This is a genomic window from Pseudomonas sp. GXM4 (assembly GCF_008923895.1).
GTDB classification, from domain to species: Bacteria; Pseudomonadota; Gammaproteobacteria; order Pseudomonadales; family Pseudomonadaceae; genus Aquipseudomonas; species Aquipseudomonas atacamensis.
Genome location: NZ_WBRZ01000125.1, coordinates 1 through 16,069, shown reverse-complemented (window position 1 = coordinate 16,069; position 16,069 = coordinate 1). Strand labels below are relative to the sequence as shown.

The window sequence follows — 16,069 nt, the reverse complement described above, 5'->3', positions numbered from 1 at the left end:
AGCCTTCGGCAGCTCCTACATGAGATCGGTGTAGGAGCTGCCGAAGGCTGCGATCTTTTGCTTTTAGCGCGCTTCGATACGGAACCCAAAACGCGGAAAGTGCACATGCACCACGCCGCCACGTTCGTCTTCACGGCGAATGATCAACTCCTCGCTGCCGGCAAACAACAACTCGCCCACCACCGGATCAACGCCGTAATCGATAGCGGCAATTGCCACTTGCTGGCCCGCCTTGAAGCCGTTCGGATCAACGAACCGCTCATCCGGCAATGCCGCTGGCGTCGTGTTATGCGCGACCTCCAGTGCCTCGGCGGAAGACATCTCGCTCGCCGCGCCATGGCCGAACCCCAGCACTCGACCCAGCCACGCCGCGACCGCCGGATATTCATCCACCAGCGGCGCCGTCACGTGCGTCGCCTTGAGGAACCACAGCGGATGCGCCAGGGCGAAGTCGGCAATCGATGGCTCGCCGAAGAGGAAGTCGCCCTGCTCGCGCTGCAACTGCTGCTCCAGACGCGCCATGATCGTCGGCCACTGATGTTTGGCCTGCTCGGCGGACAGACGCGTGGCGCTGCCACCGCTGAACAAACCGGCGCGGTCGGCCAGGAATGCCTTGATCGCTTCCGGCGGCAATTTGCCGAAACGCACGGCTACCGATTCTGGCTGGAACACCAGGCTCACGGCGTGCTGGAACACCACCGAATCGGCCCACGCCGCAAAACTGGCGCTGGTCATCTCCTGACCTTCGGGGAAGAACGCCGGCAGGGCTTTTTCCTGTTCCAGGCGTCGAGCGATCAGTGCGGTGTCGCAATAGATGTCAGCACCGATCTGCAACACTGGAGTCTTGCGGTAGCCACCGGTCAACGCCGTCAGATCCGGCTTTGGCATCACCGGGGAAATATGCACCGAACGCCAGGACAAGCCTTTGAAACCCAGCAGCAGGCGAGCCTTCTCGGCGAATGGAGAGGTCGGGTAATGGTGCAGAATCAACTCGGACATGCTCGGCTCCGCCGCTCAGATAGTGAGCCCGCAGCTTAGCGTGCATTTGATTAGCAGCCTACAGATCTGCCTGATGGGAACCAATCAGTCAGATTGATAAGACGCGACGAGGCATTCCTTGGCGCTCTTGCGCAGCTTCTTGATCAGCCGCTCCTGGCGCAAAGCATCGCTTTTGTCGCGGCACAGTTCGGTGTAGACCAGCGCCATCGCCGGGCTGGAGAGAAAGAACCGCGCGCCCTTGCCGCTCTGGTGCTTGGCAAAACGCCGCACCGGGTCGTCGCTGATTCCGCAGTACAACGAGCCATTGGCGGCACGCACGAGGTAGACGAACCAGGATTTGCTCACTGGCTCGGCAGCATCGACGGATTGTTCGCTAAGACTGGTCACTTCGGGATCTGAACGTGTAGGAAAACAGGCGGCGATCTTATCAGCGCCCGGCCTGAAATGCCTTCAGTCCCTTGCGCGCCTGGGCGCGGACGGCGTTGCGCACCAGCGGCGTCCAGCCCAGCAGCAGGCCTTTGAAACCGAGCGCCTGGCGCGACCAGCGCCACAGATCGAAGTGGTCGTGGTGCTCACAGATCTTGCCGTCCCGGAACACGAATCGCGCCTGGATATCGTTGATGACGATGTTGCCGGTCTGGCTGAACAGGTAGGTCGCGACCCAGTGTGCTCCGCCGCTGCGTTCGTCGGCGCGGACGTTGTCGAAGGTCAGGGAGAAATCCTTGGCGCGGGTAGTCAGCATGCGCCACATGTCGCCGGCATCGCGCCCGCGCAGTTCACCAAAGGCCGGATCGCTGAAGACCACGTCATCGGTGTAGCAGGCGGCCATGGCCTCGGCGTCGAGACGCTGGAAGGCCTGGTAGAAGCGGGTGATCAGGGCGCTATGGGCTTCGCTCAAGGCAATCTCCAAAGAAATAGGTACAGATTGCCAGCACCATAATCTGCCGCGCGCAGAAACACTATCGGCAATACGCAAAATCCTTGTGGGAGCGAGCCTGCTCGCGAAGGCAATTCAACATTCAACATCCATGTTGACTGAAACACCGCTTTCGCGAGCAGGCTCGCTCCCACATTTGCAGTCAGTGCATTCAGATCTTTTCGCTTTGCACCTGCACATACAGCGCCCGGCCGGCACCCAGCCCGGCGAGGATTGCACCGGTGCCGATAATGCCGAAAATCCAGCCCAGCGCATTCCAGCCGCCGGTCCAGTCATGCACCACGCCCACGGCAAACGGCCCCATGGACGCCAGGGTGTAGCCAAAACCCTGCGACATGCTCGACAGATTCGCCGCGACATGGGAATCGCGCGAGCGCAGGACGATCAGGGTCAGGGCCAGACTGAACGTACCGCCCTGCCCCAGGCCGAGCAGAATCGCCCAGCCCCACAGACCTTCGATCGGTGCGTACAGGCAGCCGAACAGGCCGGCCAGGGTCAGCGCCATGACCACGACGATCGCCAGGCGCTGATCCTTGCCCCGGGTCGCCAGCCACGGCGCGGCCAGCGAACTGGCCAGCTGAATGATCACCGAACCGGACAGCACCAACCCGGCCTGAGTCGGTGTAAGCCCGCGCCCGATGAGGATCGACGGCAACCAGCCAAACACGATGTAGGCCAGCGACGATTGCAGGCCCATGTACAAGGTCACCTGCCAGGCCAGCGGATCACGCAGCAACCCGCGCACGCGATAGGCGACGTTGTGTGCGCCATGTTTGGAGCCGACTTGTGGCAGCCAGAAAACCGCCGCCACCAATGCCGGAATCACCCAGAAGCCCAGGCCCATCGCCCAGCTGTTGCCGAAGTGCTCACTCAGCGGCACGGTCGAACCCGCCGCCATCGCAGCGCCCAGGCACAGGGCCATGGTGTAGACGCCGGTCATGGTCCCGGCGTGTTTGGCGAAGTCGCGTTTGACGATGCCTGGCAGCAGCACGCCGACGATGCCGATGCTGGCGCCGCCAAGGACGCTGCCGGCGAACAGGCCGATCTCGCCGAAATTGCTGCGCAGGATGATGCCGCCGGCCAGTGTCAGCAGAATCCCCAGCACCACCCGCTCAGCACCGAAACGCCGCGCCAGAATCGGCGCCAGCGGTGCGAACAATCCCAGGCACAGCACCGGCAACGTGGTCAGCAATCCCGCCTGCGCCGCAGTCAGCCCGAGGCTTCTGGAGACCTCGCTGAGCAACGGCGCCATGCTCGACAACGCCGGGCGCAGGTTCAGCGCCACCAGAATCAACCCGAGCAGCAACAGCCACGGGCGTTTTACCAATGGGTGGCTTTGCTGGACCTGCTCGTCATCAGCCTCGGCATCGATCAGCAGCTCTTCAAGTTCGGCGGAGCGCTTCGACGCTGTGGATAACTCACTGCGGGACATGGTTTTCTCGGTTTCAAGGTTCATTGATCAACTGCCTCGACAAGGCTTTCGCTCGTTCCGGGTCGCGTTGCTCGACCGCATCGAGCAAGTCGATGTGCAAATCGAACACTTCCTGACGGCGCGGGGAGATATTCAAGGTCTGACGCAATTGCGCGCCGACGATGCTGGAAAAATAGCGATACAACTCGCTGAGGGTCGGGTTGTGGGCGGCGTCGACCAGTCGGCGATGGAACACCAGATCGCAGGCGATATAGGTGTCGAGATCGCCGTGGTAATGGCTGCCGCTGGTGCCGAGCGCTTCACGCAGCGCCGCCAGATCCTCATCGGTACGACGCAACGCCGCCAGGCCGATGGCCTCGACTTCAAGGATGTGCCGGGTCTCCCGGGCCTGCTCCAGCGAACAACGCGATAGCGCTTTAAGTGTGTCGAGCGGGTCGACCAGCGCACGAAGATAACTGCCGTCGCCCTGACGAATCTCGATCAACCCCGAGAACGCCAGAACACGCATCGCCTCACGCACGGTATTGCGGCTGATGCCCAGCTCGGCGCACAGCTCAGGCTCGGTCGGCAGACGCTCGCCGACCTGCCACGCACCGCTGTTGATGCGTTGACGCAGTTGATCCAAAGCCTGATCGACCAGGGATCGCTTGATCAAAGGGGAAATGTCTGACATGTGCCTCACCCTTTCATCCAATCATAGGATGAATTTTCCGACATGTTAGTCAGACCCATGTAGGACGGCAACCACCTAGGGTCAATCGGAGACACATGAAGCGGCATTTTCGATTGGTCAAAATTACCCTTTAAGGGTAATTTCAGGGGCAGGGTTTTGGCTTCTTATGGAAAAGAACACGCCCCATTACGACTTGGCAGTCGTGAAGGCCGAAGTAATCAGACGAGGCAAAGAAGCCTTTACACGTTATGCACTTGAGACAGGCCGGGACATGGGCATGTCCTGGAAAGTGATGATGCAGGTTGTGGCAACGCTTGAGCGGCGGATGCTCTACAAATCCATGACCTCTTATTCCAACCATCGGAACTGGCACGACGTCTATCACGTATCGTTTCGAAATCGGGAGATCTACATCAAAGTGACCTACTGCACCAGCGGTGGGTCTCCGGTGATCTCCTTCAAGGAGAAAAACACATGAGCAAGAGGCAATGCCTGAGCTGCGGCACCGAACACGCAATGCACCACTTTCAAGATCGCAGTCTCGACGTCAATTACAAACAGTTTTCGCGGCCCGTACACCTTCTTGCCGGCTGGGAGTGCAGGGTCTGTGGCGAAATCATTTTTGACAGTGGTACCGACAGTGCCGAGCGCTACGTAGACGCCGGCGATCAATTACTCGAAGACGTACTTGGGCTGATCGGTACCGAAATGAAGCGTATTCGCCGAAAGCTCCATCTCACTCAAAGAAGTGCGGTGAAGTGGCTGTCAGGAGGTGGGCATAATGCGTTTTCACGATATGAACGCGGCGAACTGGCTCCGCCGCAGCCGTTGTTCACACTGATGCGGCTTCTGGATCGTCATCCCGAACTGCTAGAGGAAATTCAGGCACTTCACACAGACGACGGTCTCAAACAGCTTCTTGAAACTCGTTACCCGGAGCGGGAACCTGTTCTGGCCAGATGAGCCCAGATAAAACAAACCCGGAACTGAGTCCGGGTTTGTTTCAGTGCCTGACGGGCCTCAATGCAAAATCTGACTCAAGAACAACTTCGTCCGATCATTCTGCGGATTGTCGAAGAAATCGTTCGGCGCGGCCTGTTCAACGATTTCGCCCTTGTCCATGAAGATCACGCGGTTGGCCACGGTGCGGGCAAAGCCCATTTCGTGGGTCACGCAGAGCATGGTCATACCGTCTTCGGCCAGACCGATCATGGTGTCCAGAACCTCTTTCACCATTTCCGGATCAAGCGCTGAAGTCGGTTCGTCGAACAGCATGATTTTCGGCTTCATGCATAAGGCGCGGGCGATCGCCACACGCTGTTGCTGACCGCCGGAAAGCTGCCCCGGATACTTGTGCGCCTGCTCCGGAATGCGTACGCGTTCCAGATAATGCATGGCGATTTCCTCGGCCTTGCGCTTGGGCATCTTGCGCACCCACATCGGCGCCAGGGTGCAGTTCTGCAGAATGGTCAGGTGCGGGAACAGGTTGAAGTGCTGGAACACCATGCCGACTTCGCGACGGATCGCTTCGATCTGCTTGAGGTCATTGGTCAGTTCCACGCCATCGACGACGATGCGCCCCTGCTGGTGTTCTTCCAGACGATTGAGGCAACGGATCGTGGTCGATTTACCGGAACCCGACGGGCCGCACAGGACGATGCGCTCGCCCTGTTTGACGTTGAGGTTGATGTCCTTGAGTACGTGAAACTGGCCGTACCACTTGTTCACGCCCTGCATCTGGATGATGCCTTCCGGACCCACAGGCTTTTTGATTGCTTCGCTCATTTACAGAGAACTCCTAACGCTTGTGGCCAGTGTCGAGCTTGCGTTCCAGATGCATGGAATAGCGCGACATACCAAAACAGAAAATCCAGAACACCAGGGCGGCGAACACGTAGCCTTCGGTGGCCATGCCCAGCCATTTCGGGTCGGCAGCGGCTTGCTTGACGCTGTTGAGCAGGTCAAAGAGGCCGATGATGATCACCAGGCTGGTGTCCTTGAACAGCGCAATGAACGTGTTGACGATGCCCGGGATCACCAGCTTCAGCGCTTGCGGCAGAATCACCAGGCCCATCGAACGCCAGTAACCGAGGCCCATCGCTGCAGCCGCTTCGTACTGCCCTTTGGGAATCGCTTGCAGACCACCGCGCACCACTTCGGCGACGTACGCCGACTGGAACAGGATCACGCCGATCAGCGCCCGCAGCAGCTTGTCGAAGTTCATGCCTTCGGGCAGGAACAGCGGCAGCATCACCGAGGACATGAACAACACCGTGATCAACGGCACGCCGCGCCAGAACTCGATGAAGGTCACGCAGACCACACGAATCGCCGGCATGTTCGAACGTCGCCCCAGCGCCAGTACGATGCCCAGCGGCAATGCTCCGGCGATGCCGACGGTGGCGATCACCAGGGTCAGCATCAGGCCGCCCCACTGGCTGGTCGGCACGGTGGTCATTCCGAAACCGCCATGCAGCAAAGTGAAGGCAATGATCGGGTACAGCACCAGGAAGCTCAGGCCGTACACCGCTTTACGCGGCACGCGCGAGATGAACAGCGGTGCTGCGCCAATGACCGCCAGCCACACGGTCAGGTCGACGCGCCAGCGCAGTTCGGTCGGGTAGTAGCCGTACATGAACTGGCCGAAGCGCTGCTGAATGAACACCCAGCAGGCGCCTTCCTTGGTGCAGTCGGCGCGGGTGGTGCCGACCCAGTTGGCATCGACGATCGCCCAGCTGAGGATCGGTGGCACGACCAGGTAGATCAGGTAGAACGCAAACAGCGTCAGCAGGGTGTTGAGCCAGCTGGAGAACATGTTCGCGCGCATCCACGCCACCACGCCGATGCTGCTGTTCGGTGGAGGCATGTCGGGTTTGAAAGTATGAGTACTCATGCGCTTTTCCTTACCGCTCGATCAGCGCAATGCGCTTGTTGTACCAGTTCATCAGCAGGGAAATGCTGATACTGATCGCCAGGTACACGCTCATGGTGATGGCAATCACTTCGATAGCCTGCCCGGTCTGGTTGAGCACGGTGCCGGCGAACAGCGAAACCATTTCCGGGTAACCGATACCGGCGGCCAGCGAGGAGTTCTTCGCAAGGTTCAGGTATTGGCTGGTCAGCGGCGGAATGATCACGCGCAGGGCTTGCGGGATGATCACTTTGCGCAGGGTCGGGCCGTTGCGCAGGCCAAGCGAACGCGCCGCTTCGGTCTGGCCGTGGCTGACCGACTTGATCCCGGAACGCACGATTTCGGCGATGAACGCTGCGGTGTACACGGTGAGCGCCAGGGTCAACGCCAGCAGTTCCGGGATCAACACCCAGCCGCCGACGAAGTTGAAGCCCTTGAGCTCGGGCATTTCCCAGTGCAGCGGAGCGCCGAAGATCAGCGCGCACAGGGTCGGGATCACCAGCGCAATTGCCAGGCCGGTCCAGAACTTGTGGAACGGTACGCCGGTTTCTTCGAAGCGCTTGTTGGCCCAGCGGCACATCAGCACGATGCCGACAATGGCCAGGACGATGCTGATCACGAACGCCCAGAAACCGTCGGCAGCGAGTGCGGCCGGCATGTTCAGGCCACGGCTGCTGACGAAGAAGGTGTCGCCGAAGTTGTGGCTGTTGCGCGGCCCCGGCATGGTCAGGAACACCGCGAAGTACCAGAACAGGATCTGCAGCAGCGGCGGAATGTTGCGGAATACTTCCACATACACCGTCGCCAGTTTGGCGATGATCCAGTTCTGCGACAGCCGCGCCACGCCGACGATGAAACCGAGAATCGTCGCCAGGATCACGCCGATAAAGGTCACCAACAAAGTGTTGAGCAGGCCGATGACAAACACCCGCGCGTAACTGTCCGCTTCGGTGTAGTCGATCAGGGTTTGAGCGATGCCGAATCCGGCACTGCGCTCCAGAAAGCTGAAACCGGAGGTGATGCCCCGGTGCTGAAGGTTGGTTTGCGTATTGTCGAACAGGTACCAGCCAAGCGAGACCACCGCCACAACGGTGATGATCTGGAATAGCCACGCACGCACTCGTGGATCGCTGAGGCTGAGCCTCTGCTTTGGTGCGCCGATTGAATTTTGCATGAAGTGCCCCGGAAGAAATGGAACAAGAACATCACCCGGCGGTTGGCCCGCCGGGCGATAGAACCATTAGCGCACTGGTGGTGCGTACTGAATGCCGCCGTTGTTCCACAGGGCGTTCAGGCCACGGTCGATTTCCAGCGGAGTGCTCTTGCCGAGGTTTTTCTCGAAGATTTCGCCGTAGTTGCCGACTTGCTTGACGATCTGCACAACCCAGTCTTTCGGCAGTTTCAGGTCTTTGCCGTACTCGCCGTCAGCGCCGAGCATACGGGCCACGTCCGGGTTCTTGGTGGACTTGGCTTCAGCTTCGACGTTCTTCGAAGTGATGCCGGCTTCTTCGGCATTGAGCAGCGCGTAGCCGACCCAACGCACGATCGCCAGCCACTCGTCGTCGCCGTTACGTACGACCGGGCCCAATGGTTCTTTGGAAATGGTTTCCGGCAGCACCACGTAGTCCTTCGGCGAGGCCAGCTTGCTGCGCTGGGCGAACAGCTGGGACTTGTCGGAGGTCAGCACGTCGCAACGACCGGATTCCAGCGACTTGGCGCTTTCATCGGAGGTGTCGAAGGTGATCGGGGTGTATTTCAGACCGTTGCCACGGAAGTAGTCGGAAACGTTCAGTTCGGTGGTGGTACCGGCCTGGATGCAGATGGTCGCGCCGTCGAGCTCTTTGGCACTTTTCACGCCCAGCTTGTTGTTCACCAGGAAGCCGATGCCGTCGTAGTAGGTGATGAAGCCCGGGAATTTCAGGCCCATGCCCGCGTCACGGGAACTGGTCATGGTGGTGTTGCGCGACAGGATGTCGATCTCGCCGGACTGCAGCGCGGTGAAGCGCTCCTTGGCGTTCAACTGGCTGAACTTGACCTTGTTGGCGTCGCCGAAAACGGCTGCCGCCACAGCGCGGCAGACGTCGGCATCGATGCCGAGGATCTTGCCGGTCGCATCCGGTACCGAGAAGCCCGGCAGACCGTCGCTCACGCCACACTGCACGAAACCTTTTTTCTGTACCGCATCCAGGGTTGCACCCGCCTGAGCGAACCCGCTGACGCCGAGTACTGCTGCAGCAGTCACGACCGCCAGAGTGGATTTCAACATCTTCATTCAAACCTCCAGTTTTGCTCTTGTTGTGTCGGAGCTTGAGTCCTGTCGCACCCTTTTGAGGCGTTGTTGACCCGTGTTGGCTTTTTTTGGGGTCAACCGACGTAAGACCTTCGCTATGAGTCTAGTAGGAGAAAATCCACATCATGGATCACTCACTTCTCACCAATCGGCCGAACGGGCTGTAGCCCTTTCACGTTCGCTAAGCCCGTAGCGGCCATTGGCGAACATCCATCACCGGATTCGTTGCTATCCCATCGCGCGACTGACACTGATAGTGTTACCGCCGCGCAACGGATGCTTCGTACGCAAAGCTCCATAGCAAACGCCGTACCACACCGCTTGCGAAAGTGATTGCGCGACACGTCAATAGCTAAACTTGTAACCTTGCGACATCTTGTTAACGGATCAACCGGGCGCGCCCTTCAATCACGCACTCAATGAGAGCGCCCGCACATTTTTGGAGCAGACATGACCGAGCCCTTGATTCTTCAGCCTGTTAAGCCCGCGGATGCCTGCGTGATCTGGCTGCACGGCCTCGGCGCCGACCGTTACGACTTCCTGCCGGTAGCCGAGGCATTGCAGGAAAGTCTGTTGAGCACGCGCTTTGTGCTGCCGCAGGCCCCGACCCGTCCAGTGACGATAAATGGCGGATATGCCATGCCCAGCTGGTACGACATCAAGGCCATGAGCCCGGCCCGGGCGATCGATCGCGACCAACTGGAGGCGTCGGCAGAGCGCATCATCGAGCTGATCGAAAACGAGCGCGCCAGCGGAATAGACGCCTCGCGGATTTTCCTCGCAGGATTTTCCCAGGGCGGCGCGGTGGTATTGCATACCGCATTCCTCAAATGGCAGGGACCGCTGGGCGGGGTGCTGGCGTTGTCGACGTACGCACCGACATTCAGCGACGAACTGGAGTTATCCGCCAGTCAGCAGCGTATTCCGGTGCTGTGTCTGCACGGGCAGTTCGATGGCGTGGTGCAGAACTCGATGGGGCGCACTGCCTATGAGCATTTGGTGAAGCATGGTGTCACCGTGACATGGCAGGAATACCCAATGGAGCACGAAGTGTTACCTGAAGAGATCCGCGACGTCGGCGTCTGGCTGAGCGAACGCCTGCGCTGATTTGCGAGCAATGTCCGCCCATTGATCCCTCCTACTACGCCGCGCCCGATTCTTGCATTACACTGGCCGGCGTACATTCCTTAACCAACTGATGAGATGACCGTGCTCAAAGCACTCAAGAAGATGTTCGGTAAAAGCGAGGCTGAGCAGCTCGCGCCAGTTCCCAGTGCGCCGTCGCACGCCCCCGGTCATCGCACCGATGCCCCGCAGGCCGACCGCCCCGCTCCCGCAGCCGCACCGAAGCCAGAAGAAATACCCGCTGCGCCAGCGCCAATTGCCGTAGAGCCTGCACCCAGCGAAGCGCCGAAACCGGCCAGGCCACGTCGCGAACCGAAGCCCAAGGCACCGGTCATTCCATGGAAACTCGAAGACTTCGTCGTCGAGCCGCAGGAAGGCAAAACCCGCTTTCACGATTTCAAGCTTGCTCCGGAACTGATGCACGCCATCCAGGATCTGGGCTTTCCGTACTGCACGCCGATCCAGGCGCAGGTGCTGGGTTTCACCCTCGCCGGCAAAGACGCCATTGGCCGCGCGCAGACCGGCACCGGCAAGACCGCCGCATTCCTGATCTCGATCATCACTCAGTTGCTGCAGACGCCGCCGCCGAAAGAGCGCTACATGGGCGAGCCGCGCGCGCTGATCATCGCGCCGACCCGTGAGCTGGTGGTGCAGATCGCCAAGGACGCCGCTGACCTGACCAAGTACACCGGCCTCAACGTCATGACCTTCGTCGGCGGCATGGACTTCGACAAACAGCTCAAGCACCTCGAAGCACGTCATTGCGACATCCTCGTCGCCACGCCGGGCCGCTTGCTCGACTTCAACCAGCGCGGCGACGTGCATCTGGACATGGTTGAAGTGATGGTGCTGGACGAAGCCGACCGCATGCTCGACATGGGATTCATCCCACAGGTACGGCAGATCATTCGCCAGACCCCGCCAAAGTCCGAACGCCAGACTTTGCTGTTCTCCGCAACCTTCACCGAAGACGTGATGAATCTGGCCAAGCAATGGACCACCGACCCGGCCATCGTCGAAATCGAAATCACCAACGTCGCCAACGAGAACGTCGAGCAGCACATCTACGCCGTGGCCGCTGCCGACAAATACAAACTGCTCTACAACCTGGTCAACGACAACGGTTGGGAGCGGGTCATCGTGTTTGCCAACCGCAAGGACGAAGTACGCCGCATCGAAGAGCGCCTGGTGCGTGACGGCATCAACGCCGCGCAGCTGTCCGGCGACGTACCGCAGCACAAGCGCATCAAGACTCTGGAAGGTTTCCGCGAAGGCAAGATTCGCGTGCTGGTCGCCACCGATGTCGCCGGTCGCGGCATCCACATCGACGGCATCAGCCACGTGATCAACTTCACCCTGCCGGAAGTGCCGGACGACTACGTGCACCGCATTGGCCGTACCGGTCGCGCCGGCGCTGACGGTGTGTCGATCAGCTTTGCCGGCGAGGACGATTCCTACCAGTTGCCGTCGATCGAAGAAAAACTTGGTCGCAAGATCAGCTGCGAAACCCCGCCGACGCATCTGCTGCGTGCGGTTGAGCGAAAGCGTCCGCAGTAAGCTCCGCTATATGAGAAAGCGCAGCCGGAAACGGACTGCGCTTTTTTTATGCCCGATGGTTGCTCGCCAGAACTAAAAGTCCATAATGGAAAAATAAGTTTAGTTTCGGAGCGCGAAATGTCCAGTACGCCTTATGTGATCGATCAAGCCCAGGCCCATGAGCTATTGGCGCGTATCGATGTTCCGCAAATCCTGCGCAAGCTGTTCCGCGATCTGGCGGCCGGTAACGCCGTGCAGCCGGCGCAGCAATGGGTCGAGTTCCCCAAGGGCGCAGGCGACTTCATCAATTATCTGGGCGTGCTGGCTGAGGACGGCGTATACGGAGTGAAGACTTCGCCGTACATCGTCCGTGAGCAGGGTGCGCTGGTGACGGCATGGACATTGTTGATGTCGATGAAAACCGGCCAGCCGCTGCTGCTCTGTGATGCCGGCGAACTGACCACCGCGCGCACCGCCGCGACCACGGCAGTGGCGGTCGACGCCCTCGCCCCGTTGGACGCCCAGCGACTGGCAATCATCGGCAGCGGCAAGGTCGCTCAGGCGCATCTGCATTACGCCAAGGCGCTGCGCGACTGGCAGAGCATCAGCCTGTATTCGCCATCGCTGCTGGAAGATGCGGAAACACAGACTGTGTTGAAGTCCATCGCGCCGTCACTGAAGATTGCCGACAGCCGCGAGACCGCCATCTCCAATGCTGACGTGATCATGCTCTGCACCTCGTCTGCCGGGCCGGTGATCGATCCGGCGCAACTGCACAAACCGGCGCTGATCACCTCGATCAGCACCAACGCCCCGCGCGCCCATGAAGTACCGCCGCAAAGCCTCAACGACATGCAGGTGTTCTGCGACTATCGTCTGACCACGCCGGGTTCGGCAGGTGAGATGCTGATTGCCGCCGAACAGCATGGCTGGAGCAAGGATTCGATTGTCGGCGACCTCGCCGACTTGCTCAGCGAAAAAGTGCAGCGCCCGGGTTACCAGCGGCATGTGTTTTTCCGTTCGATCGGTCTGGGCCTGGAAGACATTGCCTTGGCCAATGCGGTTTATCACCTGCACCACTGACACCACACATCCCCTGTAGGAGCTGCCGAAGGCTGCGATCTTTTGATCCTGTTTTTTCAAGATCAAGATCAAGATCAAAAGATCGCAGCCTCGTTTCACTCGGCAGCTCCTACGGGGTTCTCGTTACCTGGGAGTTTTCATGAACCACGCAGATTTCATCATCATCGGCGGCGGGATTGCCGGCGCTTCTACCGGGTTCTGGCTGGCGCCGCACGGCAAAGTGATCGTACTCGAGCGTGAAACCCATCCCGGCTATCACTCCACCGGTCGCTCCGCCGCGCTGTACACCGCCGCCTACGGCACCGCACAGGTCCGCGCACTGACTCAGGCCAGCCGCGCGTTTTTCGACAGTCCTCCGAGCGGCTTCTGCGAGCACCCGCTGCTGACCCCACGCGGCGAAATGACCGTCGACTTCATCGGTGATCCCGCCGAACTGAACAACCAATACCTCAGCGCCAAAGCCACGGTGCCGCAGATGCAACTGCTCAGCGCCGACGAAGCCTGCGCGCGCCTGCCGATCCTGCGCCGGGACAAAGTCCACGGCGCGATCTACGACCCATCGGCCTGCGACATCGACACCGACGCGCTGCATCAAGGCTACCTGCGCGGCATTCGGCGCAATCACGGCGAAGTCCGCACCGATTGCGAGGTGCTCGGCTTGAGCCGCGATGCCGATGGCCTGTGGATCGTGCAGACCAACGGCGAGACATTCAGCGCACCGGTGCTCATCAACGCCGCCGGTGCCTGGGCCGACAAGATCGCTGCCCTGGCCGGAGCGCAGCCGCTGGGGCTGCAACCGAAGCGCCGCGCCGCATTTATCTTTGCCGGCCCGGAAGGCGTGGACACTCATCACTGGCCAATGCTGGTCAGCCTCGACGAATCCTTCTACATGAAGCCCGACGCCGGCATGTTTCTCGGCTCGCCGGCCAACGCCGATCCGGTCGAACCGCACGACGTGCAGCCGGAAGAACTCGACATCGCCATGGGCATCTATCAGATCGAAGAGGCCACCACGCTGACCATCCGCCGCCCGACCCGCACGTGGGCAGGCCTGCGCAGTTTCGTTGCTGACGGTGATCTGCTCAGCGGCTTCGATCCGCAGGTGCCGGGGCTGTTCTGGGTCGCCGCGCAGGGTGGCTACGGCATCCAGACGTCGCCGGCGATGGGCCAAGCCAGTGCGGCGCTGGTGCGCGGCGAGCCATTCCCTGAGCACCTGCATCAATTCGGTCTGGACAGCGCCATGCTCTCCCCGGCCCGACTGGCTTGATCGCATCGACTCGTCGAAAAGATTGCGGCACACTCGCAGCGCCCCGGCACAAGGGGCGCTGACGCTGCCTGGAGCTCCACTGTCATGACTGCCCCCGAATTCGACCCGGCGCTGGATAACTTCCGCGCCATCGCCGACGCCATCGCGACGCTGTTCTTTCCCCATTCCGAGGTGGTGCTGCACGACCTGCGCACGCAGAAGGTCGACTACATCGCCAACAACCTGTCCAAGCGCGAGATCGGCGACGATTCATCGCTGGAAGACATGCTCAGCGAGGATGTCAGCGACAGGAACATCGGCCCGTACGAAAAGCTCAACTGGGACGGTCAGAAAATTCGCAGCCTGAGCACCGTGCTGCGCGACAGCGAAAGCCGTCCGCTGGCGGTGCTGTGCATCAACCTGAATATTTCCCTGTTCGAGAACGCCAAGGCGGCGCTGGACCTGTTCCTGTCACCGAGCAAACTGATTCCGCAGCCGGACTCGCTGTTCCGTGATGACTGGCAGGAGCGCATCAACACCTTCCTCCACGCCTGGTTGCGCGAGCGGCAGTTGAGCCTGAATCTGCTGACCCGTGACCACAAACGCGAACTGGTGCTGGCGCTGCACGCCGAAGGCGCGTTCAAGGGCAAGAGCGCTTCGAACTACGTGGCCAATGTGCTGAACATGGGGCGGGCGACGGTGTACAAGCATTTGAAGGAATTGAAGGGCTGAATTCTGCGGTGACTCGTCCGGCCACATCGCTGGCAAGCCAGCTCCCACAGTAATTGTGTCACACACAAAATTTATGGCGACCGCTGAACCTGTGGGAGCTGGCTTGCCAGCGATAACGGACTGTCAATCGCCGTAGATATCGGTCTTGAAATACTTCTCGGAAATCTTCTGGTACTCGCCATTCGCGCGAATCCCGTCGATGGCGCTGTTCAACTGGCTGACCAGTTCACCGTTGCCCTTGCGCACCGCAATCCCCGCACCCTCGCCGACGTACTTCGGATCCTTCAGCTCCGGCCCGACAAACGCGTAACCCTTGCCGCGCGGCATCGACAGGAAGTCATTGAGCGGAATGGTGTCGGCAAAAATCGCATCAAGGCGCCCCGCCGCCAGGTCCATGTAGATTTCTTCGTTGTTGCTGTAGCGCTTGACGTTGATGCCCTTGGGTTCGAACACCTCGGTGGCATAACGATCGGTGGTGGTCGCGCGCTGCACGCCGATGTTCTTGCCTTTGAGGCTGGCGTACTGATCATCGACCGTAGCGCCTTCCTTCATCACCAGACGCGAAGAAGTGAAATAGTACTTGTGGCTGAAATCCACCGACTTCTTGCGATCTTCGTTGATGGTCATCGACGACAGCGCCATGTCGATCTTCTTCACTTTCAGCGAAGGAATCAGCCCGTCGAACTCCCCTTCAACCCACACGCATTTGACCTTCATCTGCGCACACAGGGCATTGCCGATTTCGTAGTCGAAACCGACGATTTCACCTTTGTCGGTTTTCGAAGCGAACGGTGGGTAAGCCGCTTCGATGCCGATGCGCAAGGTTTTCTCGGCGGCAAAGGTGCTGGCACAGGCCAGCAGGCTGAAGGCAAGGCCGGTGATGAGGGGGAGTTTCTTCATGTTCGTTCTCTCGCGGGTTGTTGTTGGTTTGGCGAAGAAGAGCAGCTACAAGCGGCAAGCTGATAGCTGCAAGACAGAAGCTTTTTTTGTACTTGGAAATCCATACTGGACTCATAGGTACAAGCCGTCAATCAGGGAGAAGAGAGTGCCTGCGAGGTTTTTGGGTGTTGCAGATGGCCTCATCGCTGGCAAGCCAGCTCCCACA

General features: G+C 60.0%; 18 protein-coding genes. 8 read left to right on the top strand and 10 right to left on the bottom strand.

Annotated elements, in window-relative coordinates; genetic code table 11:
• Positions 1-63: 63 nt before the first annotated feature.
• The 5 genes from F8N49_RS16335 to F8N49_RS16315 all read right to left on the bottom strand — a co-directional run bounded on the left by F8N49_RS16335 (position 64) and on the right by F8N49_RS16315 (position 4,041).
• Positions 64-999, bottom strand: coding sequence for a glutathione S-transferase family protein (locus tag F8N49_RS16335; protein ID WP_151551914.1), 936 nt, complete (start codon positions 997-999; stop codon positions 64-66).
• Positions 1,000-1,083: 84 nt separating this feature from the next.
• Positions 1,084-1,386, bottom strand: coding sequence for a GIY-YIG nuclease family protein (locus F8N49_RS16330; protein ID WP_073473642.1), 303 nt, complete (start codon positions 1,384-1,386; stop codon positions 1,084-1,086).
• 40 nt (positions 1,387-1,426) lie between these two features.
• Positions 1,427-1,897 carry a nuclear transport factor 2 family protein gene (locus tag F8N49_RS16325; protein WP_071174467.1) on the bottom strand — a complete coding sequence of 157 codons (471 nt, stop codon included), beginning with the start codon at positions 1,895-1,897 and terminating at the stop codon, positions 1,427-1,429.
• 190 nt (positions 1,898-2,087) lie between these two features.
• Positions 2,088-3,392 (bottom strand): CynX/NimT family MFS transporter, encoded by a 1,305-nt coding sequence (locus tag F8N49_RS16320; RefSeq protein WP_151551913.1) that lies wholly within the window; start codon positions 3,390-3,392, stop codon positions 2,088-2,090.
• Positions 3,382-4,041 carry a FadR/GntR family transcriptional regulator gene (locus tag F8N49_RS16315; RefSeq protein WP_016771578.1) on the bottom strand — a complete coding sequence of 220 codons (660 nt, stop codon included), beginning with the start codon at positions 4,039-4,041 and terminating at the stop codon, positions 3,382-3,384. Before F8N49_RS16315 ends, F8N49_RS16320 begins: the two co-directional genes overlap by 11 nt.
• 166 nt (positions 4,042-4,207) lie before the next feature.
• On the opposite strand from F8N49_RS16315, the gene F8N49_RS16310 reads away from it, so the two are divergent.
• Both F8N49_RS16310 and F8N49_RS16305 read left to right on the top strand, forming a co-directional pair.
• Positions 4,208-4,519, top strand: a complete 312-nt coding sequence (locus tag F8N49_RS16310) for a type II toxin-antitoxin system MqsR family toxin (protein ID WP_071174464.1) — start codon at positions 4,208-4,210, stop codon at positions 4,517-4,519.
• On the top strand, positions 4,516-5,004 hold the full coding sequence (locus F8N49_RS16305) for a type II toxin-antitoxin system MqsA family antitoxin (protein WP_122508277.1): 489 nt from the start codon (positions 4,516-4,518) through the stop codon (positions 5,002-5,004). Before F8N49_RS16310 ends, F8N49_RS16305 begins: the two co-directional genes overlap by 4 nt.
• 57 nt (positions 5,005-5,061) lie before the next feature.
• Here F8N49_RS16305 and F8N49_RS16300 read toward each other — a convergent pair whose 3' ends face one another.
• The 4 genes from F8N49_RS16300 to F8N49_RS16285 form a co-directional block, all read right to left on the bottom strand.
• Entirely contained in the window at positions 5,062-5,826 is a 765-nt protein-coding gene (locus F8N49_RS16300; RefSeq protein ID WP_016771581.1) for an amino acid ABC transporter ATP-binding protein, read from the bottom strand.
• A 13-nt stretch (positions 5,827-5,839) separates the two neighbouring features.
• The gene (locus F8N49_RS16295; protein ID WP_016771582.1) at positions 5,840-6,934 is read right to left on the bottom strand and encodes an amino acid ABC transporter permease; all 1,095 of its coding nucleotides are present in this window, start codon (positions 6,932-6,934) and stop codon (positions 5,840-5,842) included.
• A 10-nt stretch (positions 6,935-6,944) separates the two neighbouring features.
• Positions 6,945-8,126 carry an amino acid ABC transporter permease gene (locus tag F8N49_RS16290; protein ID WP_071174462.1) on the bottom strand — a complete coding sequence of 394 codons (1,182 nt, stop codon included), beginning with the start codon at positions 8,124-8,126 and terminating at the stop codon, positions 6,945-6,947.
• A 66-nt stretch (positions 8,127-8,192) separates the two neighbouring features.
• A complete protein-coding gene (locus F8N49_RS16285; protein WP_016771583.1) occupies positions 8,193-9,224 on the bottom strand; it encodes an amino acid ABC transporter substrate-binding protein in 1,032 nt (343 codons plus the stop codon).
• A gap of 468 nt (positions 9,225-9,692) precedes the next feature.
• Here F8N49_RS16285 and F8N49_RS16280 point away from each other — a divergent pair, with 468 nt between their 5' ends.
• The 5 genes from F8N49_RS16280 (at position 9,693) to F8N49_RS16260 (ending at position 14,964) form a co-directional block, all read left to right on the top strand.
• Entirely contained in the window at positions 9,693-10,349 is a 657-nt protein-coding gene (locus F8N49_RS16280; RefSeq protein ID WP_110600245.1) for an alpha/beta hydrolase, read from the top strand.
• A gap of 96 nt (positions 10,350-10,445) precedes the next feature.
• A complete protein-coding gene (gene rhlB, locus F8N49_RS16275; protein ID WP_016771585.1) occupies positions 10,446-11,924 on the top strand; it encodes an ATP-dependent RNA helicase RhlB in 1,479 nt (492 codons plus the stop codon).
• 117 nt (positions 11,925-12,041) lie between these two features.
• A complete protein-coding gene (locus tag F8N49_RS16270) occupies positions 12,042-12,986 on the top strand; it encodes an ornithine cyclodeaminase family protein (protein ID WP_122751914.1) in 945 nt (314 codons plus the stop codon).
• 139 nt (positions 12,987-13,125) lie between these two features.
• Positions 13,126-14,253: an FAD-binding oxidoreductase gene (locus tag F8N49_RS16265; RefSeq protein WP_151551912.1), complete on the top strand. Its 1,128-nt coding sequence runs from the start codon at positions 13,126-13,128 to the stop codon at positions 14,251-14,253.
• Positions 14,254-14,337: 84 nt separating this feature from the next.
• Positions 14,338-14,964, top strand: a complete 627-nt coding sequence (locus tag F8N49_RS16260; protein WP_151551911.1) for a transcriptional regulator — start codon at positions 14,338-14,340, stop codon at positions 14,962-14,964.
• A gap of 123 nt (positions 14,965-15,087) precedes the next feature.
• On the opposite strand, the gene F8N49_RS16255 is transcribed toward F8N49_RS16260, so the two are convergent.
• Complete coding sequence (locus tag F8N49_RS16255; protein WP_151551910.1) at positions 15,088-15,864, bottom strand: ABC transporter substrate-binding protein; 777 nt, start codon at positions 15,862-15,864, stop codon at positions 15,088-15,090.
• On the opposite strand from F8N49_RS16255, the gene F8N49_RS28045 reads away from it, so the two are divergent.
• Positions 15,863-16,069, top strand: a 207-nt coding sequence (locus tag F8N49_RS28045) for a hypothetical protein (protein WP_218574859.1), incomplete at its 3' end; no start/stop codon positions are given. The genes F8N49_RS16255 and F8N49_RS28045 overlap by 2 nt on opposite strands.